Annotated in this window: 23 protein-coding genes; 18 read left to right on the top strand and 5 right to left on the bottom strand. The window is 40.4% G+C overall.

The features are described 5' to 3' along the window. Positions 1 to 168 precede the first annotated feature (168 nt). From I585_RS23535 to pnuC, 11 genes are all read left to right on the top strand, one after another. The gene (locus I585_RS23535; RefSeq protein WP_208855728.1) at positions 169 to 699 is read left to right on the top strand and encodes a helix-turn-helix transcriptional regulator; all 531 of its coding nucleotides are present in this window, start codon (positions 169 to 171) and stop codon (positions 697 to 699) included. Then, the gene (locus I585_RS23530; protein ID WP_244266008.1) at positions 587 to 1,024 is read left to right on the top strand and encodes a GyrI-like domain-containing protein; all 438 of its coding nucleotides are present in this window, start codon (positions 587 to 589) and stop codon (positions 1,022 to 1,024) included. The genes I585_RS23535 and I585_RS23530 overlap by 113 nt, the downstream gene beginning before the upstream one ends. A gap of 394 nt (positions 1,025 to 1,418) precedes the next feature. Continuing rightward, a complete protein-coding gene (locus I585_RS12670) occupies positions 1,419 to 4,190 on the top strand; it encodes a sigma 54-interacting transcriptional regulator (protein WP_010742186.1) in 2,772 nt (923 codons plus the stop codon). 79 nt (positions 4,191 to 4,269) lie between these two features. Then, positions 4,270 to 4,689, top strand: a complete 420-nt coding sequence (locus tag I585_RS12665) for a PTS sugar transporter subunit IIA (RefSeq protein WP_034709157.1) — start codon at positions 4,270 to 4,272, stop codon at positions 4,687 to 4,689. Between the two features lie 20 nt (positions 4,690 to 4,709). Beyond that, positions 4,710 to 5,180: a PTS sugar transporter subunit IIB gene (locus tag I585_RS12660; RefSeq protein WP_010742184.1), complete on the top strand. Its 471-nt coding sequence runs from the start codon at positions 4,710 to 4,712 to the stop codon at positions 5,178 to 5,180. A gap of 19 nt (positions 5,181 to 5,199) precedes the next feature. Further along, positions 5,200 to 5,988 (top strand): PTS mannose/fructose/sorbose/N-acetylgalactosamine transporter subunit IIC, encoded by a 789-nt coding sequence (locus tag I585_RS12655; protein WP_010742183.1) that lies wholly within the window; start codon positions 5,200 to 5,202, stop codon positions 5,986 to 5,988. Then, positions 5,972 to 6,799 carry a PTS system mannose/fructose/sorbose family transporter subunit IID gene (locus I585_RS12650; protein ID WP_371198868.1) on the top strand — a complete coding sequence of 276 codons (828 nt, stop codon included), beginning with the start codon at positions 5,972 to 5,974 and terminating at the stop codon, positions 6,797 to 6,799. The genes I585_RS12655 and I585_RS12650 overlap by 17 nt, the downstream gene beginning before the upstream one ends. Positions 6,800 to 6,814: 15 nt before the next feature. Continuing rightward, a complete protein-coding gene (locus tag I585_RS12645) occupies positions 6,815 to 7,870 on the top strand; it encodes an SIS domain-containing protein (RefSeq protein ID WP_010742181.1) in 1,056 nt (351 codons plus the stop codon). 19 nt (positions 7,871 to 7,889) lie between these two features. Then, positions 7,890 to 8,894 (top strand): SIS domain-containing protein, encoded by a 1,005-nt coding sequence (locus tag I585_RS12640; RefSeq protein WP_010742180.1) that lies wholly within the window; start codon positions 7,890 to 7,892, stop codon positions 8,892 to 8,894. A gap of 212 nt (positions 8,895 to 9,106) precedes the next feature. Next, a complete protein-coding gene (locus I585_RS12635) occupies positions 9,107 to 9,814 on the top strand; it encodes a deoxynucleoside kinase (RefSeq protein WP_010742179.1) in 708 nt (235 codons plus the stop codon). A gap of 55 nt (positions 9,815 to 9,869) precedes the next feature. Further along, positions 9,870 to 10,613 carry a nicotinamide riboside transporter PnuC gene (pnuC, locus tag I585_RS12630; protein WP_010742178.1) on the top strand — a complete coding sequence of 248 codons (744 nt, stop codon included), beginning with the start codon at positions 9,870 to 9,872 and terminating at the stop codon, positions 10,611 to 10,613. A 53-nt stretch (positions 10,614 to 10,666) separates the two neighbouring features. Here pnuC and I585_RS12625 read toward each other — a convergent pair whose 3' ends face one another. Further along, positions 10,667 to 11,563 carry a hypothetical protein gene (locus I585_RS12625; protein ID WP_010742177.1) on the bottom strand — a complete coding sequence of 299 codons (897 nt, stop codon included), beginning with the start codon at positions 11,561 to 11,563 and terminating at the stop codon, positions 10,667 to 10,669. A gap of 228 nt (positions 11,564 to 11,791) precedes the next feature. On the opposite strand from I585_RS12625, the gene I585_RS12620 reads away from it, so the two are divergent. Further along, complete coding sequence (locus I585_RS12620; RefSeq protein ID WP_010742176.1) at positions 11,792 to 13,249, top strand: sensor histidine kinase; 1,458 nt, start codon at positions 11,792 to 11,794, stop codon at positions 13,247 to 13,249. A 71-nt stretch (positions 13,250 to 13,320) separates the two neighbouring features. On the opposite strand, the gene I585_RS12615 is transcribed toward I585_RS12620, so the two are convergent. Next, positions 13,321 to 13,602: a metal-sensitive transcriptional regulator gene (locus I585_RS12615; RefSeq protein ID WP_010742175.1), complete on the bottom strand. Its 282-nt coding sequence runs from the start codon at positions 13,600 to 13,602 to the stop codon at positions 13,321 to 13,323. Between the two features lie 136 nt (positions 13,603 to 13,738). On the opposite strand from I585_RS12615, the gene I585_RS12610 reads away from it, so the two are divergent. From I585_RS12610 to I585_RS12590, 5 genes are all read left to right on the top strand, one after another. Beyond that, complete coding sequence (locus tag I585_RS12610) at positions 13,739 to 14,656, top strand: alpha/beta fold hydrolase (protein ID WP_010742174.1); 918 nt, start codon at positions 13,739 to 13,741, stop codon at positions 14,654 to 14,656. A gap of 178 nt (positions 14,657 to 14,834) precedes the next feature. Next, entirely contained in the window at positions 14,835 to 15,371 is a 537-nt protein-coding gene (locus I585_RS12605) for a PadR family transcriptional regulator (RefSeq protein ID WP_010742173.1), read from the top strand. A 52-nt stretch (positions 15,372 to 15,423) separates the two neighbouring features. Then, positions 15,424 to 16,959 carry an MFS transporter gene (locus I585_RS12600; protein ID WP_010742172.1) on the top strand — a complete coding sequence of 512 codons (1,536 nt, stop codon included), beginning with the start codon at positions 15,424 to 15,426 and terminating at the stop codon, positions 16,957 to 16,959. A gap of 101 nt (positions 16,960 to 17,060) precedes the next feature. Further along, positions 17,061 to 17,507 (top strand): GNAT family N-acetyltransferase, encoded by a 447-nt coding sequence (locus tag I585_RS12595; RefSeq protein WP_010742171.1) that lies wholly within the window; start codon positions 17,061 to 17,063, stop codon positions 17,505 to 17,507. Between the two features lie 150 nt (positions 17,508 to 17,657). Then, positions 17,658 to 18,962, top strand: coding sequence for an MATE family efflux transporter (locus I585_RS12590; protein WP_010742170.1), 1,305 nt, complete (start codon positions 17,658 to 17,660; stop codon positions 18,960 to 18,962). Positions 18,963 to 19,009: 47 nt separating this feature from the next. Here the strand turns inward: I585_RS12590 and I585_RS12585 are convergent, their stop codons facing one another. From I585_RS12585 to I585_RS12575, 3 genes are all read right to left on the bottom strand, one after another. Then, positions 19,010 to 20,332 (bottom strand): 2-hydroxycarboxylate transporter family protein, encoded by a 1,323-nt coding sequence (locus I585_RS12585; protein ID WP_010742169.1) that lies wholly within the window; start codon positions 20,330 to 20,332, stop codon positions 19,010 to 19,012. 141 nt (positions 20,333 to 20,473) lie between these two features. Further along, complete coding sequence (locus tag I585_RS12580) at positions 20,474 to 22,105, bottom strand: malolactic enzyme (RefSeq protein ID WP_010742168.1); 1,632 nt, start codon at positions 22,103 to 22,105, stop codon at positions 20,474 to 20,476. Between the two features lie 436 nt (positions 22,106 to 22,541). Continuing rightward, positions 22,542 to 23,465 (bottom strand): LysR family transcriptional regulator, encoded by a 924-nt coding sequence (locus I585_RS12575; protein ID WP_010742167.1) that lies wholly within the window; start codon positions 23,463 to 23,465, stop codon positions 22,542 to 22,544. A gap of 136 nt (positions 23,466 to 23,601) precedes the next feature. On the opposite strand from I585_RS12575, the gene metE reads away from it, so the two are divergent. Then, positions 23,602 to 25,845, top strand: a complete 2,244-nt coding sequence (metE, locus tag I585_RS12570; RefSeq protein WP_010742166.1) for a 5-methyltetrahydropteroyltriglutamate--homocysteine S-methyltransferase — start codon at positions 23,602 to 23,604, stop codon at positions 25,843 to 25,845. Position 25,846: the final 1 nt, after the last annotated feature.

The following is a 25,846-nucleotide window of genomic DNA, read 5'->3' as shown; positions in this document are numbered from 1 at the left end:
CTAAGCCAAAACAGAATTTAACAGATATAAAACTTTTATGATCAATCATCTTAACAGGTGTTTGATCTTTTTTATGTGGTTTGTTTTCAAATCCGACTTTTTCTTGCACGTTATTGTCGGATATGAAATAGTTAATTATTATACACTCTAATTGAGGAGGGAACGATGATGGATAATCTTGAAAATATGAAAAGGGCGATCGACTATATCGAAGAGAATCTTGTTGGAGAGATTGAGTATCCTAAAATAGCACAGATAGCTTTGTGCTCTCAGTATCATTTTAAACGGATGTTTGTGTTTCTGATTGGTATTCCTTTATCAGAATATATTCGGCGCCGCCGATTGACGATGGCTGCCTTGGATTTACAAAATACTGACGACAAGGTTATTGATATTGCTGTGAAATATGGATATTCTTCGGCGGATGCTTTTTCCCGCGCTTTTCAAGGAATGCACGCTGTGACACCTAGTCAGGCTCGAAAAAAAGATGTGCGTCTCAAGGTGCAGCCGCGGGTGTCATTTGCTTTGTCCTTGAAAGGAGTTATAGAAATGAATTATCGTATCGTTGAAAAAAAAAGCTTTTTCGATTGTTGGTATAAAGGAACGGTTTTCTTATGTAGAGGATCTAGGCGCAAGTGTTGGGAAAATGTGGAACAGTGTTTCCGAGAAATTGATGGGGAAGCTGCTGCCTTTAGCTAATGCTGAGCCTGGTGGTCTGGTCGGCGCATATAGTGAAATGTATGAAGACAACACCACAGACTACTATATCGGTGTGATTACTACTGAAGATTGTCCTGCGGATTTCGTCAAGTTGGATATAGCGGCGCAGACTTGGGCCGTTTTTGAAATAGAAGGAGCGTTACCAACTGCTATGAGCGAGATTTGGGGAAGAATTTTCTCTGAATTTTTTCCGACGACCGATTATCAGCACACACCGTCACCTGAGATTGAATGGTACTCACAAGGAGATATGAGCAGTTCGACGTACAAAAGTGAAATTTGGATTCCAATTGAAAAGAAATAATCTGTATTTAATTGTTTTTAGAAATAACAATGGCGATCATTTAAATTGAATTGAACAGTAATTAAAAACGGACGCGGCCATTTGCATCCGTTTTTTTGTGGGTACGGTTTTTAATCAAAAAGGTTCGTTGTTTAGCATGACAGATGCAACACTTTTTCCAACAGTTTAGAAATCCTTTTAAGAGTGTTGAAAATCTTTGAATATTTCCTTATCTAGTAACTAATCATAGAGATAGTCAGTGTTTGGCATATTAATTGCGAGATAGAAAAAGAAAGAATTGACCGCAATAGATAACACTGCAAGGAGCATTTTTGCAATTTTATTCATTCGAAATTAAAAAAACAGGATTGACTTTGGATGCGCTTTTTTTAAGATAGAGAAAGGAGGAGAGTCTATGAGAGAAGAATTATTGCAGTATTTGAAAAATCAAACCGCTTTTCTCAACTTGGATGACTTAAGTGAATTGTTTACAGCATCGAAGTTGGCTGAAATATTTAAAGTAAAACGAAATACGGTGAGCCAATACTTGAATCAGTTAACTGAGACCGGCGAGCTAGTCAAAATAAATTCGCGCCCAGTCTATTATTTTCATAAGGGCGCTTTTGAAAAACAATTTTTTGTTTTAAAGGAAAATCACTATGAAAGTGTTCGTGCTATTCAAACTGAGCAGCCGATGTTTGGAAAAGAGCAGGAGCTTTTATCACTTTTGATTGGTCATGATAAAAGCTTAAAACGTGTGATTGAACAAATCAAAGCGGCTCTCAATTATCCTGATGGCGGGTTGCCTGTTCTGATCAATGGAGAAAGCGGTACGGGGAAGAGCTATTTAGTTGAACTCATTCATCATTACTGTGTCCAAAAGGAACTTTTGCCTGAAGATGCCCCATTCATTACGTTGAATTGTGCTCAGTATGCGAATAATCCTGAACTATTGACCAGCAATCTTTTCGGGAGCGTGAAAGGGTCTTATACAGGAGCTGACTCGGATCGTAAAGGAGCCTTTGAAGCGGCGGATGGCGGCATCCTGTTTTTGGATGAAGTTCATCGATTGAACGCAGAGGGGCAAGAAAAATTATTCACCTATTTGGATCAGGGTCAAATCTATCGAATGGGGGATACGAATCATCCAATCACTGTTCATACAAGATTATTCTTTGCGACGACGGAAGAGCTGACGAGTAATTTTTTAACCACTTTTATTCGACGAATCCCTATTCAAACAACCATTCCTTCCTTACAACAAAGAGGTCGAAATGAGCGTTTAGAACTGATTTATTCCTTTTTACTGAATGAACAAGCTACAATTCGGCGTGATTTGATCATTAGTGGTCAAACACTGGAGCTTTTGGCCAGTGGAAATTTCAAGGGCAACATTGGTGAGTTGAAAAATATTATTAAGGTGATGACCGCGAAAGCTTTATCCGAGAGTGAACCTGATCAGCCAATCAAATTGACCATTTACCAGCTTCCGGAAGCGTTACTGTCAATGAATCATCAAAGTATGCAAACGGCTTTGCCTGCAGAAATTTTGATTCATAGTGATTCGAGACTAGATAATTTAATGCTGACGAATACTCAAAGTCAAAAAAGAGTGGAGGATTCGTTTGCTAAAATGATTTTGGCGTATCAAGATGCGCAGGGGCAACTAGTGGATTGCCAGCTAAAGCTGAAAGAGCTTGTGGATCAGTTGTTTGATTATCTGCTTTTTGAAACGGATCGTCAGCAGAAGCATGAAATGCTGCTGTATCTGACACAATATGTGCGTGAGACTTTTCGTCAAATGGAAAGTGCGTATCAGATCAAATTTAATGGAAACAGTGTTTATGCGGTAGGCTATTACTTATTTCAAAGAGGCGCTGGACGCTGGTTGCCAGAAGATCCTCATATTCGTGAATTGATTCGACAATTGGAAAGACAAATCTCCGAGGCCTATCCTGCAAGTTATCACTATGTTCAGAGAATCTTGGAAATGTGCAGGCCTAAGATCGACATTGAAATATCCGCGATGGATCGGATTGTTTTGACTTTGTATTTAAAAAAGGCCGATTGGATCAAAGAACAAGGAATAGCTAAGGCCGTAATTGTCGCCCATGGCTATGCGACCGCCAGCAGTATTGCCAATGTAGCCAATCGATTTTTGGAAAATGATATTTTTGAGTCTTTCGATATGCCATTGGATGTGACGCCGCAACAAATTGCGGAAGAAATTCTGGATTACAGCGAAAATAATGATATTTCAAACGGGCTAGTGATTTTGGTCGATATGGGCAGTCTAAAAGAAATTTACCAATATTTCCCTAAACAAATCAACGTGCCGATCGTGATCATGAACAATGTCACCACCCCGTTGGCAATTGCAATCGGAGAAAATATCAAGCAGCAGCGAACATTGAACGAAATAGCCAGCAAATCGGCGGCGGAAGCGACATTTGATTGGGAAATTATTTATCCAGAAGAAAATCGAACGAAGACGCTGCTAACAACATGTCAAACGGGGATTGGGACTGCTGCGCAGATTTGTCATTTATTGGAAAAAAGTTTGCCGAACTCCTGTGAACTAAAAATCGTTCCGTACGAATTCCGGGTTTTAGCAGAAAAGAAGCAGGAGGAGACAGTCTTTTCAATCTATGACGTTCTTGGAATTATCGGGACCGATGATCCACAGGTCGCAGAAATCCCGTATTTGTCTTTGGAAGAATTAATCTCAGGCGATGAGCAGCAAGTTCTGACTGAGTGGTTGGCCCCAGTGATGACTTCAGAAGAAAATCAAATATTTAATACCAATGTGATTCGTAATTTTTCTCTGGAAAAAGTGATCGATTCTGTGACGATTCTAGATACCGATAAGGTCATGAGTGAGATTGATCTATTTATGCGTGATTTAGAGCTGGCTGGAAAGATTCAGTTGTCCAATGCAAAAAAACTCGCATTGTATGTTCATGTCAGCTGTTTGATTGAACGCCTCATTCGAAATGTTCCGATTGAAACGTATGATGGTTACTCGGATTTGTATCAGTGTCAAAAAGAACTGCTGAAAAACATTAAACAGGCATTTAGTGTCATTGAGCGAGATTATAGTGTCACGATCCCAGATTCTGAGCTCGCCTATATTTTTGATATTGTTTATAAAAATACAGATTCAGCGATGAAAGATGAAGAATTTTAGCAAAGCAAGCGGTGCGCCACTAAAGTTGGCACGCCGCTTGCTTTTATTAAAGTGTAGACAGATTGCGAGGTGAAAAATGTTGGAAAGAAAGCTAGTTCTGGCATCACATGGAAAATTAGCATCAGGAATGAACTCTTCATTAAGGCTGATTTGCGGAGGAATTACTCCCATCGAAACGCTAGATTGCTATCTAACAGAAGATTTTGATTTGGAAAAAGCGGTCAGTGAAATAATGGAACGTCATCGTGATCATGAATTAGTGGTTGTGACAGATTTGTTTGGAGGCAGTGTGAATAATGAATTTTTAGCACATATTAATCGAGCGGACTTCTATTTAGTTGCTGGGATGAACTTGCCCTTTTTGGTTGAATTTGCGATGCAGTTTCAGCTAGTTGATTCACTTTCTAAGCTGATTGAAACGACTTTGACAACGGCTAAACAATCGATTCAATTTTGTAACCAATTAATCAGCAGTGAGATAGAGGAAGAAGATTTTTAAAAAGCATAGGAGGAAGAAAAATGATTTTATTAACAAGAGTAGACCATCGTTTGCTGCATGGACAAGTAGCCTTTTCTTGGACTCAAGGTTTGGGAGCGGATTGTATTCTGATCGCTAACGATGATGTTCCAGTAAATGAGATTCGAAAGACGACCATCAAGCTGGCTAAACCCCAGGGCGTAAAATTGGTTATCAAAAACATCGAAGATTCGATTGCGGCATTACAAAGCGGAGTAACCGACAAGTACAAATTATTTATCGTAGTGGAGTCTATCGCTGATGCGAAAAAATTAGCTGACTCCCATCCGGAGATCCAAAAAATCAATTTAGGCGGGATCAAAGCCAAAGAAGGGACGCGCAGTATTGGAAAAGCGGTGAATGTCTTGCCGGAAGAGGAAGTCTTATTGAAGGAAATGGTTGATCACGGGATCGAGGTTGAAATTCGCCAAGTCCCGACAGATAAAAAAGTCGCTGTCACTGAAGTTCTTTAAAAAGAAAGGTTGAAGAAATATGCTCTTTCAAGCAATTTTACTTGGGTTAGTTGCCTTTATCGCTCAATCTGAGTACGCGTTAGGAACCTCGCTTTTATCTCGCCCAATCGTTACCGGATTATTTACCGGGATCGTACTGGGAGATATGAAGGCTGGAATTATCATGGGTGCGACATTGGAATTAGCATTTATTGGTTCGTTTTCTGTAGGCGCAGCGATTCCGCCCGATGTCGTTACTGGCGGCGTTTTAGGAACAGCTTTCGCGATTACGGCTGGTGCGGGTACGGAGACTGCTTTGTTACTTGGACTGCCGATCGCGACACTAACATTGATTTTGAAAAATATTTACTTAGGAATCATGATTCCTGTCATGAACCAAAAAGCCGATAAATATGCGGAAAATGGCGATTATAAAGGTGTCGAACGGATGCATTTGACAGCCGGCTTTGGACTATCGTTGATGCTTGGTTTAGTGGTTATGATCTCATTCATGGTTGGAAGCAAAACGGTCGGGAATTTATTAGATATGATTCCAGCGTTTATTCAACACGGTTTATCGGTAGCTACGGGATTGATCCCGGCACTCGGGTTCGCGATGCTGGCACGTTTATTGATCAACAAACAAGTCGCGCCGTATTTCTTCTTAGGCTTCGCTTTGGCGGCTTACTTAGAAATTCCGGTTACTGGAATCGCTATTTTTGGTGCGATCGTAGCGGTTGTTGTCGTGAATATTATGAATGTACGTGGTGGACAGAATAATAGTGCACAAACGTCAACAGGGGAGGTAGTTGATGATGATGACTTCTAATGAAAATAAGGAATTGAAGATCACGAAGAAGGATTTGAGTAAGGTATTTTGGCGGTCATTCCAAATGGAATTCTCATGGAATTATGAACGTCAAATGAATCTCGCCTACTGCTACGCAATGATTCCAATCCTGAAAAAATTATATAGAACCAAAGAAAGTATGTCCTCTGCTTTGAAGCGTCATTTGGAATTCTTTAACACGACACCGCATATCGTGACGTTGATCTTAGGGATCAATGCGGCGATGGAGGAAGAGAACGCCAATGATGCCAATTTTGATGTTTCCACAATTGATAATATCAAGACCTCGCTGATGGGACCATTGGCTGGGATCGGCGACTCATTCTTTTGGGGCACACTGCGTTTGATCGCTACTGGTGTGGGAACGTCGCTGGCAGTGCAGGGAAATATTTTAGGCCCGATTTTATTTGTCTTGATCTTTAATATCCCCCATTTATTGTTCCGTTATTTCGCTACATCTTGGGGTTATAAGCTTGGAACAGGCTTTTTAAAGAAAATCCAGGAAAATGGCATGATGGGCAGTTTGACACTTGGCGCCTCAATCATCGGGTTGATGGTCGTGGGCGGGATGACCGCATCCATGATCGATATTAATATTCCATTGAAGATCGGTACAGGTGAAAACGCAGTGACGGTTCAAAGTATTTTTGATGATATCGTACCAAGAATCCTATCCCTTGGAGCTTTTGGCGCTGTCTTTTATCTATTAAAAAAAGAAGTGAAGGCACTGACTATTTTACTAGGATTAGCTATTTTCGGCATCCTAGGTTCATGGATCGGTCTCTTTTAAGAATGGAGGATTAGTATGACAACGATGACGATGTTTGATTATATCAATCAAGAGCAGGAGACATTGACGAACATTTTGCAGATGTATGATTTTTCTAGTGATCCAAGTTTAGCCAAGATGGGCACCGTAACGGTCTTGGCGACTGGCTCCTCCTTTAATGCCTGTTTATCGGCTAAAATTGCTTTCGAAAAACTCGCTGATGTCAGCATCACGATCGAGGAGCCCTATAATTTCAATCATTATGGTCGATTGATCAAAGGAACGGATACGATTATCGGTGTCTCACAAAGCGGAAAAAGTGCGTCTACGATCGATGCTATGCAGAATCCGCATAAAAGTGAGATTCAACGGATCGTTTTAACCAGTGATTTAACGAGTCCGATTGCTCAGGTGGTCAATAAGGTAATCGATTTGAATATGGGCATTGAAACAGTCGGATTTGTTACGAAAGGATTTTCAGCGACAGTTATGCAATTGATCCTGTTGGCGATCAAAGTCGGCGTTTCGAAAAATCAGATCGATGAGCAGCGATTGGCAGAGTTGAAGCAAGAGTTACTGGAAATAATCAGCAACATTCAAAGTGTGATCGATAAGTCCAATGCTTTTTTTGAGCATCACGAAAATCTGCTGAAACTTGGCGGTCGTTTTGTGGCGTTGGGCTACGGACCAAACTGGGGTGTGGCGAAGGAATTTGAAACAAAGTTCACTGAAACAGTTCGCCGCCCAAGTCAAGGCTTTGAATTAGAAGCGTATATGCACGGGCCTTATCTGGAAGCTGATTGGGAGCATACATTATTCTTCATCGAAACGCCTAGCGTAAACCAAAGTCGATCGCAAGCATTAGCAGATTACATGGACAGTTATGTCGGAAAAATCTTAAAAGTCACGACGGAAAAAAGTTCGGATGCCGCTGTTTTAGGCTTAGATGTCACTATTTCGGAGATGTTCTCTCCATTATTACTGATCATTCCTTTCCAATTGATCGCCTATCGTACCGCAACGGTAAAAGGAATTGATTTGAGTAAACGAATTTTTGATGATTTTGATTCTGTATTAAAAAGTAAAATATAAAAGTTGAGGAGTTTATGACATGTTGAAATTTGATGAGCAGCAACAGATTGAGGATATTCAAGGCGCGTTGGAATTACGTCCGCAGGTAGAAAAAATCATTGATGAGGTTTGGGAAAAAGGCTACGACAATATTTTTTACTTAGGGATTGGCGGAACTTATGCTTCGGCTATGCAGGCGGTAACCTATGTCAATGGACGCAGTGATTTACCTGTCTATGTGCAGCATGCGGCGGAATACTATACGACAGGCAACCGAAGACTGACCAAAGATTCGTTGGTGATTCTTTCCTCTGTGACAGGAACAACCGAAGAAGTGGTAAAAGCAGTCAATGAAATCAAAAAGGTGGGGGCAACGTTACTTGGTTTTGTTGACACAGCGGGAACAAGCTTAGCTGAAAGCTGCGATCATGTCATCATCTATCCTGCACCGGGAACAGAGCAGATTAAATTCTTTATGGCGGCGGATCGTCTGCTGAAGAACAATGGCGACTTTCCTGATTATGCAGAATACTATGGTGAGTTGGAACAATCTCTAGCGAAAGGGCTTGTTGAAGCAGAAAAACAAGCGGATGACTTTGGTCGTGAGTTTGCTGAAAAACATCGCCATGACGCGATGCATTACTTTATTGGTGCCGGAAATCAATGGGGAGCCGTATACTCTTATGCAATGTGCTACTGGGAAGAGCAAAGCTGGCTGCGTTCGAAATCAATCCATGCAGCAGAATTCTTGCATGGTACATTGGAAATTGTTGATGAAACAACAGCAGTAACGCTATTCTTGGGCGAAGATGAGCAGCGTCCATTGGCGGAACGAGTGAAAAATTTGTTGCCGCGTATCTGTGGAAACTATACATTGATTGACTCAAAGGATTATCCGATCGAAGGCATCAGTGAAAAAAATCGCGGCAGAGTCTTGCCGCACTTATTAATGCATTGTGTGACTCAACGAATCGATGCTCATGTTGAAAAACTGAATTGTCATCCTTTGGACATTCGTCGTTACTATCGTCAGTTTGATTATTAATCACGGAAAACCTCTTTGCTTGAGCATTGAGGTTTTTTTATATGTACAAAAAGGCAAGAAAGCACCTTCATTATTCGTTTCTCAGCAACACTATATATTGTGTTGTTTATTTACATATCACTAAAAACACACAAAATCTAGACTTTACTTCAAAAAAATTTAGGAGTACTATTATCAAGGATTTAAAAGAAATAATTAGTTATTGAGAAGGGATGGATGAAACGATGCTATTAATAGCTGGCACGATCGGTGCGGGTAAAAGCAGTTTGACAGATATGTTGTCGCAGGAAATGAACTCAAAACCATTTTATGAGAACGTGGATGATAACGAAGTACTGCCATTGTTTTACTCGAATCCAGAAAAATACACATTTCTATTACAAATATTCTTTTTAAATAAACGTTTTTTGGCGATGAAGGATGCCTTAAAACAAGCAGATAATGTGCTGGACCGTTCAATTTATGAGGACAGTCTGCTGTTTCACTTAAATGCCGATCTTGGTCGGGTAAGTCAAGATGAGGTGCTGCAATACGACAATTTACTGGATACGATGTTAAAGGAATTGGAGCACACCGCACCGAAAAAAAGACCGGATCTGCTAGTTCATATCAAGGTTTCTTTTGATGTGATGCTGGATCGGATCGAAAAACGCGGACGTGATTATGAACAAATCGCCGCGAATCCTGAGCTGTACGACTATTATCGAATGGTCAACGAACGCTACCAGCAATGGTATGACAATTTTGATATCTGTCCGAAAATTCAGATTGACGGAGACCGTTACGATTTTGTGGCTGATCCGCAAGCAGCCGAGACAGTGATCAAACAGATCAAGGAAGAGACAAACAAATTGAATCTTCAGGAGCCTAAACACTCCAGCTATTATTCAACTGGGAATATTGAAAAAGGTATTTTTTAGTATTTCCATTTTTCAAAGCAAAAAAAGAACGACCGTTTTTTAGAAGGAGCCAATCATGTTAAATTATTTCAAATTTTTACTTCACCAATTAAAAGGGTGGCCGCAACAAAATTATTATCTCTTTTTCTTCAGCTTAGGGTGCCAAATCATGACTTTAGTCAATCAACCCTTCACACTGTTGACAGTGATCACATTCATCGGAACAACTTTGGGTGTATTATGTATTCTTTCAATCAATGCTGCTAAGTCAGTGAATGGTGTGCTAGGGATTATTTCTGCAATCTGCTTTATTTATGTCGGTTATTCAGCAAAAAACTATTTAAGTATCGGTGAACAGATCGCCTATATGATCACGCTGGATATTCCGGTGCTGCTAAGCAAAGAATGGAACCACAATATGGCGTCTAAAATTCGGAAATTTACTGGAAAAACTTGGTTTACTGCCATTATCAGTACCATTGTCGTCTACTTCGTTTCTGGTTATTTGATCCAACGCTTCACGGATGATCCACGTCCTTGGGTTGATGCAATTGCCTTTTCAATCAGTTTGAGTGCAGGAATTATTAGCTTCTTACGTTACAATAATCAATATTTCTGGTGGCTGGCTTCAGGACTTGCACAAATGGTTCTTTGGTACATTTCATTCAGACACGGCGCCGCAAGTTTGGCGATGTTTGTAAATAGTTCAGTGTATCTGATCAATGATGTTCTGGCATTCACAGTTTCCCCATGGTATAACAAGAAGGAACGGGAAAGAATGCAGCAGATGGAAGAAGAGTATTACCATTTGAGTCACTAATAATGGCAAAATGACCCTGATGACATGGAGATAGTCATCAAGGTCATTTTTTATTATTCTAAGAGCCATTCAATTTCAGCAGTAATCCATGTGCCGGGCTTTTTGATTGGATCAAAAGGAATCCAGGAACTCTTCATAAAAATCTTTTCAGATTGCCAAAAACCATTATCCTGTTGCTTTTCTTTCAAATAGTCTAAGGCTGCCTGGCATTCAGCACGATCCAAGAAATCCTCTGTCTTCATAACGCCTAATGCTTCAATAATATTCGTACGATAGGGGTAAGGATAGAAAAGCGTGATTAAATCATCATATAAATACTCATCGCTGTTTTGATGAAAAATAACGCGATGCTCCAAAATATAGTCTAATCCTTGCTGCAATTTTATTTTCAATTCAGGATAATCGCCGTATTTAGCGGTATACTCTGAAAGAGCTTTAACCGATTTGACTAAACCATCACAGCAGGGAGAATTCCCAACACATCCGCCAAAACGATGAAAGAGATCCTTGCCATGCCAGTTTGAAGCAATATTCTTATCGAATGGAAAATAAGAAATGATCCATTGAATCCCTTTTTCCGCCCATTCTTTTTTCTCGGCGCGCAGGAAAATCAATGTGCAAATCGCATTGTGGCAGGCTAAAACGCCGGATTGTTTTCCCGTTAATGAAAAACCTTCAGCGTAATTTGTATAGCAGTGCAGCGTTTCTAACATTGTTTGGACTTGCTCCATGCGTTCGAAATAGGGGATTTCTGATAGTTCGATTAATAAAAATTCTAGTTTGCGCAGCCCTGTAAAAGTATCTGTACGATAAGGCTCCGCCAAAATTTTAGCGAGGACCTCTGAATTTTCTAAAAGCTTTTGGATTTCAGATACGTCTAACACGCGCTTATCCCGCACGTATTTTTTTAAAAGCAACGCGGAATCTACGTTGGATTCATCAATTGTCACACCAGCACCTCGCAGTTTTTTTCGTTCGAAAATGATATATGCGTTTCCAATCCTTTTAAGTGTAGCATTTTGCAGGTGGATAAAAAAGCTGATTTTATCATATCAGCCTGATTGATTGTTCTTACATTAAATAAGAAAATTATTTGATTTTTCAATGAATTCCGCTTTTTTGATTTGATAATAAGTTATTGTAAGGGTAATCAATAAACTGAATAGAAGAGGATGGTTATGAAATATTTATATCAGCAGTTATTAGCTTTCTGGTTACTTATTATTTTGACGATGGTGTTAATTGGTGTTTCTTTTACCAACATTAATAAACGTACGTTGGTCAATCAAAATTATAATCAAATTCGTGGGTACCTGCAGTCTGTCGGTAATATTCTAAGTAAACCGGAAGTAAACGAATTTGAAAGCTCGTATAATTATTTGAGCCCGGAAGAACGATTAGTAAATTCCTTGTACTATGCGGAAACGATTTTAGCGAATCAAAGTATTAATTTTGTGTTGATCGATAATCAGAAAAAGGTGATCTATCCAGACAATATTTCTACTATTTCGGATTCTATTTTAGATGATTCAGAAAAACAGCAAATAGAACAAGGCCTTCCGGTAATGAAAACAATCAAACGCGACTTCAACGGAAAGTCGAATCAAACCTCGTATGTCCTTTCTAAGGTAGTTTTTTCAAATAACATTGATGGGATCTTGATAGCATCAAAATCGGCTCACGATCTGGAATACAGTGAGAAATTAATTTCGGATAATCTGCTGAAGGGATTTATCATTTCCTCTCTGTTTGGCGGAGCAATCAGTTTTGGGCTAGCAGCCAGACAAGTCAAGAAAATCAACGATCTAAAACGAGCAGTGAACCAAATTGCTAACGGAAATTATGAGATCGAGATAGAAGAGAAGAACAGTAAAGACGAGTTTAATGAGTTGGCCCATGATTTTAATAAAATGGCGGTGGCTTTGCAGGATAACGAAAAGGAAATCGTCAGGCAGGAAGAATTACGTAAACAGTTCATGGCCAATACCTCGCATGAGATGCGAACGCCGCTGACCACGGTCAAAGGGCTGCTAGAGGGGCTAAGATACGATGCCATTCCGGAAGCACAGAAAGAAAAGGCGATTTTGCTGATGCAAAATGAAACGGACCGATTGATTCGCTTAGTGAAGCAGAATCTAGATTATGAAAATATTCGAAGTCAGCAGATCACGTTAACGAAAACACCATTCAATGCAACGGAAGTGATCAAAAATATTCTTGCTCAGTTAAAAGAGAAGGCTGCTTTGATGAACGATCAATTGCTTTTGCTAAACGAAAAACCAATAGAAGTGTACGCGGATCATGACCGCTTCATTCAGATCATGGTGAATGTGATTCAGAATGCGATTCAATTTACCGAGGACGGAACGGTAAAAATTAATCTACAAGAAGCAGATCAGGATATTGTTGTGACGGTGGAGGATAATGGTATCGGAATGACGGAAGAGGAACAAAAAAATATTTGGGATCGTTATTACAAGGTGGACCCATCTAGAAAAAATACAAAGATAGGCGAGTCGGGACTCGGATTATCGATCGTGAAAGAGCTCGTGCGGCTTCATGGCGGAACAATTGACGTAGCCAGTCAAAAAAATGAAGGAACGACCTTTACGATTCGAATACCGAAGAAAGACTAATAATTACCATAGTAGTTGAACCCAAAAGGAAGGAACGACTGAAATTTTCAATCGTTCCTTCCTTTTAATGTCTAGTTCATTTTATTGTACTGTTTAATGACTTCTCGCAATTGCTTTAGCTCATCATCCAACGAGGCGCCGTCAGAAACATTCATCAACGAATGATCTGCTCGTGCTTCAAGTAAGATCTTGCTAATGCCTTGAATCGCTGATCGTGCAGAATTCAACTGAATCAGAACTTCATTGTACGGCTTTTCCGCGATAATCATTTTTTTGATTCCACCTACTTGTCCTTCGATGCGATTAATGCGAGTGACAAGGTTATCCACTTGGTGCTCAGGTAAATGGCTCATTCATTTTCTCCTTAGGAATGCAAATTGTTCATGCCACTAAAAGATATCACGAGGAGAGTATTTTTGTAAACGGCAGCTATAGGTATTTAAATTATTTGATATACTTAAGTCAATAATAAAAAAGGGGAATGAGACAGTGTGGGTTTATTTACTTTTACTAATAATTGTTGGCTTCATTGGATTTGAACTATATCAATTTAGACGTGATATAACAGCCGCGTATGTTCGATTGAATCGGTATGAAGTGAAATCATTGAATACCAGTTTTGGAAAAATGAATTATCTTGATGAAGGTTCAGGTGAAGCAGTAATTATTGCTCACGGGATTTTTGGCGGTTACGATCAAGGAATGACAAGTCTTCGTCAAGTAGTCGGAGATAAACAACGAAAAATTTCTCCTTCGCGTTTTGGCTATATCGGTTCGGATCTGCCGGAAAAGCCAACACCGAATAATCAAGCCAAGGCTTTTATCGAATTGATGGATCAATTACAGATCAAAAAGGGGTATGTTTTGGGGACATCAGCGGGTGGGGCGACGACTTTACGAATGGCATTGGATTATCCTGATCGTATAAAAGGCATCATTCTTTTATCTTCCGGTGCACCAGATAAAAAACGAACACCAGCAGAGGTCAAAGAGATGGGATTGCAAGGACCGCCAGCTTTCATTGTGAATGATTTTATCCTATGGTTTACGATGAAACATTTTGGTTTTGTCTTTAACAAGATGATGGGATCAACCGTTTCGACCAATAGTTTATTCGAAACGATGCTGCCGGCTACTCCAAGACGGAAAGGTGTTAAGGCCGATAGTGAGGTAACCAATACGGATATGACTTTGAACTATGATGAGTATCCGCTAGAGCAAATTCAGGTACCGTTATTAGTTTGTCATGCGAAAGATGATCCAATGGCAAAATATGAACAAATCGAAAAGCTGCTTCAACGAGTCGAGGCCGACACCGCGATTTGCGAAACGGGCGGTCATACAATAGACGGCAACGGTGATTTTGTTGATCGAGCCGTTCGCCGATTTATTGAGAAGACGAAGTGATTAGATTAGACGGATTCTTTTGAATTCGTTTTTTTGTTGGTCAGAATTATTGAGTCAAATCTTCTGATAATTGCGTTTAGAAAGACAAAATACTTTTCCGTTGACAATGTGTCTAAAAGACCTATAATAAGTGAGGCAATATATCTAAAAGACTTATGAAATTTGTCGGAGGGAGGGTATGATGTACGATTTACTGCTGCTGGGTTCATTGATTCCAGATGATAAAACGGGCTATAAATTACAAAAAATTGTCGGATCATCTTTGCAGCCTATGCGAAAAGTTTCTAGCGGCGTGTTGTATCCATCACTAGAAAAGCTGGAAAAAGAAGGGTTAGTCACTTCAACGTTGCATGAAGAAGGACGAAAAATGAAGCTGTGGCATATCACTGAAAAGGGTGTAGATCGCTTTATTGAATTGATGAAACAAAAAATACCTTCTGATGCGAAACGTAATGTCACGCAGCATTTCAAATTACGTTCGTTAGATAGTGTAACACTTCCGGAGCAATTGAGGATTTTGGAAGAATTTCGAGGGTTTATCGAAGAGGATTTATGCTTCTATCAAGCAGCGCAAGCGGATATGGAAGCCCATCAGAAACGTTTTCCAGAAAGAGCGGAACGGTTTCATGTTTTGGTGGAGGCTTATGAATTGGATATCCAAATTGCGAAAGCAAAATTAACTTGGATTAAGAAACAAATCGCTGATCGGAAATAATTTAATGAATCGGCAGATTGCTAATTATAGCTAGTAGGAGTGCGAAAAATATATGAAAGATTCTTCAAAAAAATGGTTCTCATTAATCGCGATGTCTTTAGGTGTTTTCATGGGGCTTTTGGATGTTACGGTTGTAAATGTGGCGTTACCAACAATGCAAAAGGTCTTCAATGAACCTTTTGCTCAATTACAATGGGTATTAAATGCTTATACATTGGTTTTTGCTGTTACGTTGCTGATCGTTTCAAAAATGGGAGATATGTACGGGCGCAAGAAAGTCTTTTTAGCCAGTTTGATCCTATTTGTGATCGCTTCGGTAGTTAACGGCTTCGCACCTACATTATTGATTTTAGATATTGGTCGCGGTATACAAGCGATCGGTGGCGCAGGGATGATGTCCCTATCGATGGCGTTGGTGGCCTCCAACTTTGACGGCAAACGGCGTGGCTTAGCTCTAGGTATTTTAGGCTCAGTTATCGGATTATCTTCTGCCTCAGGTCCGTTGGTTGGCGGGCTGCTGGTCGATGCATTCGGTTGGTCCTCTATCTTCTTTATCAACTTACCGATTGGTATCATTGCGGTTTGGATGACGATCCGTTTTGTCAATGAAACACCAAGCTATGGAAAAGATCAGAAAATTGATTTTATCGGTATGATTTTATCCGCAGCCGCACTGTTTAGTGCGATTTATGGGTTGATCCAAAAGGAAACGCATATCAACTGGGCTTGGACAGACTTACGCGTTGGCGGCTGGTTAGTACTAGCTGTCGTTTTCCTAGCGTTGTTCATCTATGCGGAAGCAAAGGTCCAAAACCCAATGATGAATTTGAAGATGTTCAAAAACATCAACTTTGTCGGTTCAGCTCTGGTGGCTTTTGCTTTAGGTTCAGGCATTTATGCGTTTAATACGTATCTTACAGTATTGATGCAAAATTATATCGGCTGGTCGGCCTTTGATACCGGGATTCGTCAGTTAGCCTTATCTGTTTGGTCTTTGATTTTAGGTCCGGTCGTAGGAATTCTTGGTAATCGATTCTCAAAAAAATGGATGATCGTAGCTGGATTATTGATCAGTGGGGCAGGCTTCCTATTCTTGATTGGACAAATGTCTCCAACAATGGGTTATGCACAATTATGGCCAACATTAGTCATGATCGGTATTGCTAACGGGATCGTAAACCCTCTGTTGAATTCGGCTGGTTTAGAAGGCGTCGCACCACATGAAATGGGGATGGCTTCAGGTTTGCTGAATGTGTTCCGTCAATTTGGGACAAGCTTCGGCGTGGTAATCTTAGGTTTGGTCGAAGCGAATCGCTACGCAGATGTTGTCAATCAGCATGCGGCCGGTCTGCATTTACCCGCGAAATTAACACAGGGATTGATCAATGCAGGACCATTTTCGGGTCATCAGATCGCTTTCTCTGATGTCATAAGCAAAGCCCCCTTTGCCCACGAACTGCAAAAAGTTGTTGTTAATGCTTTCGATAAAGGACTGGTTCAAATTTGCTATGTGGCTGGCGCGATCGTTTTGATTGGAGCCATTGGAGCAGCGTTCTTTATGCGTGAAAGCAAAGAAATAATCGAGTAAAATACAAATCAATAGTACATTTAAGCAGCAGTCGATTTTATCGATTGCTGTTTTTTGTAGGATGGGTACGGTAAAATGATTGCATAGAGGAGGATTACGCGATGGATTTTTTGATTAAAGAGGTGGATGAAACGAATTGGCGGGCAATTGCCGCACTTTCAGTTTCAGAAAGCCAGCGTGGTTTTATCGAAAGAAACGAACAATCGCTATTGGAAGCAGCCTATGACAAATCGCTTCAGTGGCAGCCATTAGCTCTATATCATGATAAACAACTAGTCGGTTTTTCGATGATTGGTGCTAAACAAGGCAATGGTATGTGGCTGGACCGTTTGATGATCGATAGTCAATTTCAAGGGAAAGGTTATGGCAGCTTGTTCATCCCTTTGCTGATTGATTTCATGAAACAGCAGTATGAGATTGAGCGGATTTATTTAAGCGTACATGAGGAAAATGAAAAGATAATTGCGTATTATCAGCGCTTTGGATTCATTGATAGTCAAAAATACGATCCGGAAAACGGGGAGCGGATCATGTATTTGGATTTTTAAAAATGAGTGATTGCTTTTTCATCGATTCGTTGCTAAAATTAATGAAAAATATGAAGAACTTTTAGCAAAATCGCCGGGTTTTGTTTTGAGTAGCAGTCTGCCCCGTAGGCCAATGGAGGGTAGGATGCTATTTTTTTTGGAGGGAATCACATGAATGAAATCAAAGGATATGTCACACGAAGCGTCTTAAGTACACTAGGGTTGTCATTGTATATTTTAGCCGACACATTCTTTATCGCCAATGGTGTGGGCGTGCTGGGATTAGCCGCCTTGAACATTGCACTTCCGGTATTCAACCTACTGACGGGCATCGGCTTGTTGTTGGGAATGGGTGGTGCAACGTTGTTTGCACTGAAGGGAAGAAGCGGCGACTATTTTTCGCAGTTACTGATTGTTGGGGGAAGTGTTGGACTTCTTTTCACGGGATTAGGTCTCTTTTCGAGTCGTTTTTTGGCGCTGTTATTAGGTGCCAGTGGTGCAACGGTAGGTTTGACGACGATGTATATGCGTTTCATTTTAGTGATGGCGCCTTTTTTTATCCTGAATAATCTATGCCTAGCGTTCATTCGGAATGATCAGAATCCGCAGCTGGCGATGAAGGCGATGATTTTTTCCAGTGTTTTCAATATGCTTTTTGATTATATTTTCGTTTTTCCGCTGAATATGGGCATGGCCGGTGCGGCCTTAGCTACCGTTTTGTCGCCATTGCTCAGTTTGGCGATTTTAAGTACGCATCGTAATTTCTCAAAACGGCGGCTTTCGTTGAAATGGGTAAAGCCAAAGCTTAGGACAATTACTAAGAGTATTCAATTAGGCTTGTCCTCTTTTCTGGCTGAAATGAGTACCGGTGTCAGTATCTTGGTTTTCAATCAAGTATTGATCGGTTTAGGAGGGGATATCGCCATCGCCGCTTATGGCGTATTGGCGAATATTCTCGTTGTGGCACTTTCCTTATTTACCGGGGTTGCACAGGGAATTCAGCCGCTGATCAGTCGTGCCGCCAGCAAAAAAGAGACACTGACAATTCAGAAGACACTGACATTTGGCTTGAGAACTAGTTTTATTATGGCAGTTGTTTTGTATCTGATCCTGTTTTTCTTGAAGTATCCGATCATCTCGGCCTTCAATCGGGAGAATGATCCGATGCTGATTCAATTGGCCGCTTTTGGCATTCCGATTTTCTTTTTGTCGTTGTTTGGCTCATCACTGAATGTCGTATTTAGTATTTTCTTTTCAGCCATCGGTCAGGCGAAACAAGCTTTTGCTTTGTCTTTGTTCCGTGGATATATTTTCTTAGTTCCTTTGGTGATTATACTAGCAGGTATATGGGGATTGACCGGGGCTTGGGTCAGTTTGCCGGTAACAGAAGGGCTCACGCTGCTTTTCTCCTTTTATTTTTTACGACAATACCGCAAAACGATCAAAGAACAGGTGATAATGAAATCAGCAGTGTAAATAAAAAACCACGATATCCTAAAACAGGACATCGTGTTTTTTAGTTATTATGAGAACAGCTGCATCAAGAATCCAGAAATAATCAAGACGATAGCGCCGCCTAAACGGTTACCCATTTGGGCAAAAGCGATTAGTTCCATTCTGTTTGCGGCAGATAATACGGCAACGTTCCCCGTTCCGCCCATCGAATTGTTACATAATCCAGCAGTAATTGTTGATTCGATCGGGTACAATCCGAACAGACGTCCCACGAATCCAGAAACAAGCGAGATTACGACAACGCTGGTCAAACATAGAACAACAAATTGCCAAGTTAGAGCAGAAGCTAAAACATTTAAGTTTAATAAAGCAATACCGATACCAGCAAGAACTGCAGCAGTTAAGTTCTTAACGATTAAATTATTGAACATGATGGCTGCATCTTCATAGTATTCAGGTAGGATATTCGTAATTTTACAAATAACTACGATGATGATCATGAACGCATAAGCGTGAATTTTTGGAACGAAGAAATTGCAGATTTGACCTAAGATGAAGAAAGTCAATGCGACCATCAAACCAACACCAAGCTGTGCAATATCAGGTTTTACTTCGCGCGGTTTACCATCGCCAAGATCACCTTTTTCCATCAATTTACCATTACCGTTCAATTTAGGTAATGATTGACCAGCACGAGCAACTAAAGCTGCACCAATAATCGCCAAAACATTTGTCATAGCAGTTGCAGGAATCAAGCGAGAGATGATCGAAGAAGCATCTGTCCCCAAAACATGCGCATAAATGGTTGATAATGGCACCGCACCGGCACCAACACCGCCGGCCATAGCAGGTAATGAAATATATAAAACAGAGTTTGCAAAACCGTTACCAATCAGCATACCGACAAGTCCTACAGCAAAGAAAGAGACGACCATTGAAATAAGAGCAACAGGAATAAAACGAACAGAGGCCTTCATCAATAATTTGCGGTTCATACCAAGAATACTACCGGTAATCAAAGCAGCAATATAAAAATCTAAGAAACCCATATTGGTTACAAAGTTTTCAGTTGATTTGACGACCGCGTCAGGCAGAATGCCAAAAGTCGCAATTGCAGCAGAAGCGAAGATCGCAAAGACCGAACCGCCGCCTAAATAACTTTTAACGATTGGAATTTTATTGCCGATAAAATGGAATAGGTTCCCAAAAATTACTAAGATCGCAATTGGACCGATCATATTAGTCGGCAATTTACCTAAAGCCATCGCTACGATCAATACAACGACCATGATTAGATAGATCGGCAAACTAACGCCAGTGATTTTTGTTGACCAGAAGCTGGTCTTTTTTTCTTCAACCGGCATCGCAGTTGATGTTTCTTTTTGTGCCATTTTAAAAGATCCTTTCTTTAGTGAAGCTATGTTTGAAGCATAAAAAATGGGGAGTAGAAGACGATCTACTCCCTCATTTAAGAGAGTTATATCTATTTTATCTAATGAACCAGTCAATGAGAGAGGGATGAATGGTTGGAATTAGTCTTTATATTCAGGAACCCATTTAGCCGCTTCAACAGCTGCTTTAACATCGGCGATTTCTTCGCGGTTCAATTTTTGATCAACCACAGATTTTACAACTGTTTCAGCAATAATTTGAGAAAACTCAGTAATTTTTGCTACTGGAGGCAAGATAGATGCACCAGGTTTTGTTACGTCAACGATTCCGCCTAATGCACGGCTTGCTTGAGAAATGATTTCGTCATTTACTCGAGTAGAAGTTGAAGCAATCAGTCCTAAGCCTAGACCAGGATACATTAATGCATTGTTGGCTTGGCCAATTTGGTAAGTCACACCATTGTATTGAACATCGTCAGCAGGAATCCCTGTACCGATTAATGCTTTGCCGTCTGTCCAATTGATCAAATCTTCCGCAGTTGCTTCCGCTAGCTTAGTAGGATTTGATAAAGGCATAATGATTGGACGAGGTGTGTGTGCAGCCATATCTTTAATGATTGTTTCGCTGAAAGCACCTGGTTGTGTAGATGTTCCGATCATGATTGTTGGATGAATTTCTTTTACAACTGCTTCCAAGTTTGTTAAGTCAGCACTATTAGTAAATTCAGCACGTTTTCTAGCAAATGGGATTTGTCCAGGTGTTAAGCCTTCTGTGTCTTCAAATAATAGACCTTGTTTGTCGACTTGATAGAAGTGTTTGCGTGCCTCTTCTTCAGGAGTTCCTTGACGAACCATTTCTTTTAATAGGATATTGGCGATACCGACACCAGCTGTACCAGCACCGAATGTCAAGATTGTTTGGTCTTTCAATGCTTCGCCAGAAATATTTAATCCACCTAAAACACCAGCTAATACGACAATCCCAGTCCCTTGGATGTCATCGTTGAAGGTCGTGATCTTGTCTTGATATTTTTCTAAAATGTTTGCGGCATTTCCGCGGCCGAAATCTTCCCAGTGTAATAAAAGTTCAGGGAAAAGGTCTGTTGCTGCATCAACAAATTGATCGATAAAGTCATAATAAGTATCGCCTTCAACACGAGCATGGCTGTTACCTAAGTAAAGCGGGTTGTTTAATAATTCTTCGTTATTTGTACCAGCATCGATAGATACAGGCAATACTTGTGCAGGGTTGATACCCGCAGCAGCAGTGTAGACCATTAATTTACCAATGGCTATATCTACACCGTTGACACCCCAGTCACCCATACCTAAAATTCCTTCTGCGTCAGTAACAACGATCAAACGGATGTCGCGGCCGTCAGCAGCATTTTTCAAGCTGTCTTTGATGCTTGCTGGATCATCGATTGATAGGAAAGCAGCATCTTGCGGTTCAACGAAGATTTCATTATATTGTTCGATTGAGTCAGCAACGACTGGATCATAAACGATTGGCATGAATTCAACTAAGTGTTGGCCCATCAATTTGAAAAACAATGTCCGGTTTGTATTGAAGATATTCATTAAGAAAATACGTTTTTCTAAATCTGATGGTTTGCTTAAATATTGTCCGTAGGCTTGAACGGCTTGCTGTTCCAAAGTTTGAACTGTGCTAGGCAGCATACCAGTGATTCCGTATTTTGCGCGTTCTTCTTTTGTAAACGCCGTTCCTTTATTTAAAAATGGGTTGTTTAAACGATTTAAACCTGTAAGCATAAGTAAATCCTCCTAAATTTTGATTGCATGAGCAGTATAAAAGGAGAGCAGGTTCATAGTCAAAACATTGGGTAATGATAAATATTATTTATATGAAGAGTTATGAAAAGTGGAAGATTTGTGTTGGGAAAATACGATTATATAGTAGGAAAAGATCGTTGTTTAGAAGGAATTAATTTTATATACTAGCAGTTTGTTTGGACATTGAACGCGTGGGAAAACAAAGTTTAAATAACGATGATTTCGATAGATGGATTATTTTGTGGTTGATAGGGAATGTAGGATATTGTGTTAACAATAAATTGGTAATGGTGATAAAAGAGGAAAAATAGGCATGATAAACGATTTTAGTCTAAAGGATAAAACTAAATTTATTTTAAAACGATTTTTATTTAACGGACAATCGTTTGTGTATTAAAATAACTGTTTGATGAGTCTAAACAATTATGTCAAAGCCATATCCGCGAATGTGTTCCTCGAGCAGCTCCAAATATTTTTGAGCTACCGGAGAAAGTTCCAGTTGCTGCTGTTTGATCCAACCGAGCGTGATCACATCGTTATATTCTAGGGGAATGGCCACGATTTTGTCATCGTTCAACTCACTACTAATAATACCGGAACTGATCGTGTAGCCATTTAGTCCAACCATCAGGTTAAAAATGGTGGCGCGATCGCTGACTTTGATGTTCTTTTTTCGATCCCAAGTACTGAGAATTTCTTCGGAAAAATAAAAAGAGTTGGTTTCGCCTTGCTCATAAGACAGATAGGGATAATCTTCAAGATCCGCCAATTTTAGTGATTTTTTGGCAACGAGCGGATTGCTGCGGCTAACAAAAACATGCGGCTTTGCTTCGAAAAGCGGGGTGAATTCGAGTCCCTTTTCTTTGAACAATTTAGTTAATACTTGCTGATTGAAGGAATTCAAATACAAAATTCCCAACTCACTTTTGAAGCTAGCCAGATCATCAAAAATATTTTCCGTTTCTGTTTCACGTAAGGTGAATTTGTATTCATCGGCATTTACTGTCCGCAGCAGCTCTACAAAGGCGTGTACCACGAAAGCATAATGTTGGGCAGAGACCGAAAAATTTTGTTTACGGAGCGGTTCATTCTTAAATTTTTCCTCCAACAAATTGACCTGATCCAAAATTTGGCGGCAATAGATCAGAAATTCACGACCCTCCGACGTGGGAATGATCCCCTGCTTATTTCGCACCAGCAGCTGCACCTTCATTTCACTTTCCAGTTCTTTTAATGCGTTGGACAAGCTTGGCTGGGTCAGATATAAAGCTTTGGCAGCCTCGTTGATCGAACCTTTTTCAATAATTTTCTCAAAATAAATCAGTTGTTGTAATCGCATATTTCCACCTCGCTTTTTTTAAGAGTATAACGGAGGTTATAGGTATTGGCTATAACTAGTTATTACTTTTTTCAGTTATTCAAGCAAAAAAATGCGTGCTATTGTGTTCCGTAACACAACTGGAGGAGGAAAAAATATGAAAACAACGATTATCGGTTTCCCGAGAATTGGGGAAAATAGAGAATTAAAATTTGCTACGGAAAAATATTTTAGAAATGAGTTAACGATTAGTGAATTAACGGATTTTGCGAGAGAACTGCGACAGAAGCATTGGGAATTGATCAAGCAAAGTGGTATTGACGGAATTCCCAGCAACGACTTTTCTTTTTATGACACAACCTTGGATACGGCCTGCTTATTAAATATCATTCCGCAAGAAGTAAAGACATTGAACCTAACCGAAAGTGAGAAGTACTTTGCTTTGGCTCGCGGCTATCAGGGAGAAAAGGGGGATATCAAGGCAAGGCCGATGAAAAAATGGTTCAATACGAATTATCACTATATCGTGCCAAAAATTGAGAAAGGTACAAGTATTTTTGTCAGCGGTGATAAAATTTTTAAAGAATATCATGAGGCCAAGGTACTGGGGATTGAGACACGGCCAGTAATTATCGGACCGTATACGCTGCTACAGCTCAGTGAGTTTGAGCTGGGAACGGATCAGCAGAGAATCACTGATGAGCTGATTGCGGCTTACAAAGAAATTTTTGAAAGACTTGGTGCTTTAGGCGCTGAATGGATTCAATTAGACGAACCAAGTCTAGTGAAGGATGTAACAACCGAAGAGCTGGCAGAGTTTAAAGCCATTTATGAAAAATTACTGACGGAACCTCAAATAAAAGTTTTGCTGCAAACGTATTTTGGTGATATTCGTGATGCTTACGAAACAGTTATCGCACTGCCATTTGATGGGATCGGCTTGGATTTTGTGGAAGGACGCAAAACGCTGGAATTAGTGAAACAAGGTTTCCCAAAAGACAAACTATTATTCGCCGGCATCGTGAACGGAAAAAATATTTGGCGCAATAATTACCAGCAGACGATTGAGGCTCTTAAAGAAATCGAATCTGAGAGGCTGGTACTGACTACCTCATGCTCTCTGCTGCATGTACCTTTTACGACTGAGAATGAAACTTTTTCAGCAGAAATCAATCAGCATTTCGCTTTCGCCAAAGAGAAGCTGGCAGAACTTGTAGATATAGCAGATATACTAACTGGAGCAAAAGACGTGTTGCAGGTGAATCAGAAATTGTTTGCGGAAAGTCGATTTACAGAAAATCATGCCGTACAAGAAAAAATCAACGCTCTAACAGAGAAGGATTACACGCGGCAACCAACCTTCGAGCAGCGGGAAACTATTCAGAAATCAGCTTTTGATTATCCGGTATTACCGACTACGACGATCGGTTCATTTCCGCAAACAAGAGAAGTCAAATTAACACGAGCAAAATACAAGCGGCAGGAAATTAGCGAAGAAGCTTACGATCAGTTTATCGCTCAGCAAATCAATGACTGGCTGGAATGGCAAGAAAAAATTGGGTTAGATGTTTTGGTTCACGGGGAATTTGAACGGAATGACATGGTGGAATACTTTGGACAAAATCTGTCGGGGTACCTATTCAGCAAGAACGGCTGGGTGCAATCTTACGGTACCCGCGGCGTAAAACCACCGATCATTTGGGGCGATGTGGCTCGCGAAAAACCTATCACGGTGAAATGGTCGACCTACGCGCAAAAACAAACGGACAAAATCGTGAAGGGCATGCTGACGGGCCCCGTTACTATTTTGAATTGGTCATTCCCACGGGAGGATATCAGCTTGAAGGATTCGACGCTGCAAATCGCTTTGGCGATTCAAGAAGAAGTCCTTGATTTGGAGAAAAATGGGATTCGAGTCATCCAGATTGATGAAGCCGCATTGCGGGAAAAATTACCGCTGAGAAAAACCGATTGGTACTCTGAATATTTGGATTGGTCGATTCCAGCCTTTCGATTGGTTCACAGCAAGGTGCAGGCAGCGACCCAAATCCATACGCATATGTGCTATAGCGAATTCACCGATATTATTCCGGCGATCGATCAAATGGATGCGGACGTGATTTCTTTTGAAGCTTCCCGCTCGAATCTCGGAATACTAGACGAACTGAAGCAGCAACATTTCCGAACAGCAGTTGGTCCAGGTGTTTATGATATCCACTCTCCACGAGTGCCTGCAGTAAATGAAATCAAACAGACGATCCATAAGATTCTGGCGAAAGTTCCTCTGGAAAAAGTCTGGATCAACCCTGATTGCGGCTTGAAAACACGCGGTATCCCGGAAACGACCGCTAGTTTGACCAACATGACGGAAGCGGTAAAGCAAGTCAGAGAGGAATTATAGC

The sequence above is a fragment of the Enterococcus malodoratus ATCC 43197 genome, from assembly GCF_000407185.1.
GTDB classification, from domain to species: domain Bacteria; phylum Bacillota; class Bacilli; order Lactobacillales; family Enterococcaceae; genus Enterococcus_A; species Enterococcus_A malodoratus.
Note: the sequence above shows the minus strand (reverse complement) of the source record. Positions and strands in the feature narration are given on the sequence as shown.

What these genes read in the sequence shown, in the direction of transcription:
- I585_RS12600 (WP_010742172.1), top strand. Translation starts at nt 15,424, where the DNA reads ATGAAAGATTCTTCAAAAAAATGGTTCTCATTAATCGCGATGTCTTTA.
- pnuC (WP_010742178.1), top strand. Translation starts at nt 9,870, where the DNA reads ATGTTAAATTATTTCAAATTTTTACTTCACCAATTAAAAGGGTGGCCG.
- I585_RS12650 (WP_371198868.1), top strand. Translation starts at nt 5,972, where the DNA reads ATGATGATGACTTCTAATGAAAATAAGGAATTGAAGATCACGAAGAAG.
- I585_RS23535 (WP_208855728.1), top strand. Translation starts at nt 169, where the DNA reads ATGGATAATCTTGAAAATATGAAAAGGGCGATCGACTATATCGAAGAG.
- I585_RS12670 (WP_010742186.1), top strand. Translation starts at nt 1,419, where the DNA reads ATGAGAGAAGAATTATTGCAGTATTTGAAAAATCAAACCGCTTTTCTC.
- metE (WP_010742166.1), top strand. Translation starts at nt 23,602, where the DNA reads ATGAAAACAACGATTATCGGTTTCCCGAGAATTGGGGAAAATAGAGAA.
- I585_RS12605 (WP_010742173.1), top strand. Translation starts at nt 14,835, where the DNA reads ATGATGTACGATTTACTGCTGCTGGGTTCATTGATTCCAGATGATAAA.
- I585_RS12645 (WP_010742181.1), top strand. Translation starts at nt 6,815, where the DNA reads ATGACAACGATGACGATGTTTGATTATATCAATCAAGAGCAGGAGACA.
- I585_RS12585 (WP_010742169.1), bottom strand. Translation starts at nt 20,332, where the DNA reads ATGGCACAAAAAGAAACATCAACTGCGATGCCGGTTGAAGAAAAAAAG.
- I585_RS12615 (WP_010742175.1), bottom strand. Translation starts at nt 13,602, where the DNA reads ATGAGCCATTTACCTGAGCACCAAGTGGATAACCTTGTCACTCGCATT.
- I585_RS12580 (WP_010742168.1), bottom strand. Translation starts at nt 22,105, where the DNA reads ATGCTTACAGGTTTAAATCGTTTAAACAACCCATTTTTAAATAAAGGA.
- I585_RS12595 (WP_010742171.1), top strand. Translation starts at nt 17,061, where the DNA reads ATGGATTTTTTGATTAAAGAGGTGGATGAAACGAATTGGCGGGCAATT.
- I585_RS12640 (WP_010742180.1), top strand. Translation starts at nt 7,890, where the DNA reads ATGTTGAAATTTGATGAGCAGCAACAGATTGAGGATATTCAAGGCGCG.
- I585_RS12660 (WP_010742184.1), top strand. Translation starts at nt 4,710, where the DNA reads ATGATTTTATTAACAAGAGTAGACCATCGTTTGCTGCATGGACAAGTA.
- I585_RS12575 (WP_010742167.1), bottom strand. Translation starts at nt 23,465, where the DNA reads ATGCGATTACAACAACTGATTTATTTTGAGAAAATTATTGAAAAAGGT.
- I585_RS12655 (WP_010742183.1), top strand. Translation starts at nt 5,200, where the DNA reads ATGCTCTTTCAAGCAATTTTACTTGGGTTAGTTGCCTTTATCGCTCAA.
- I585_RS12590 (WP_010742170.1), top strand. Translation starts at nt 17,658, where the DNA reads ATGAATGAAATCAAAGGATATGTCACACGAAGCGTCTTAAGTACACTA.
- I585_RS12620 (WP_010742176.1), top strand. Translation starts at nt 11,792, where the DNA reads ATGAAATATTTATATCAGCAGTTATTAGCTTTCTGGTTACTTATTATT.
- I585_RS12635 (WP_010742179.1), top strand. Translation starts at nt 9,107, where the DNA reads ATGGATGAAACGATGCTATTAATAGCTGGCACGATCGGTGCGGGTAAA.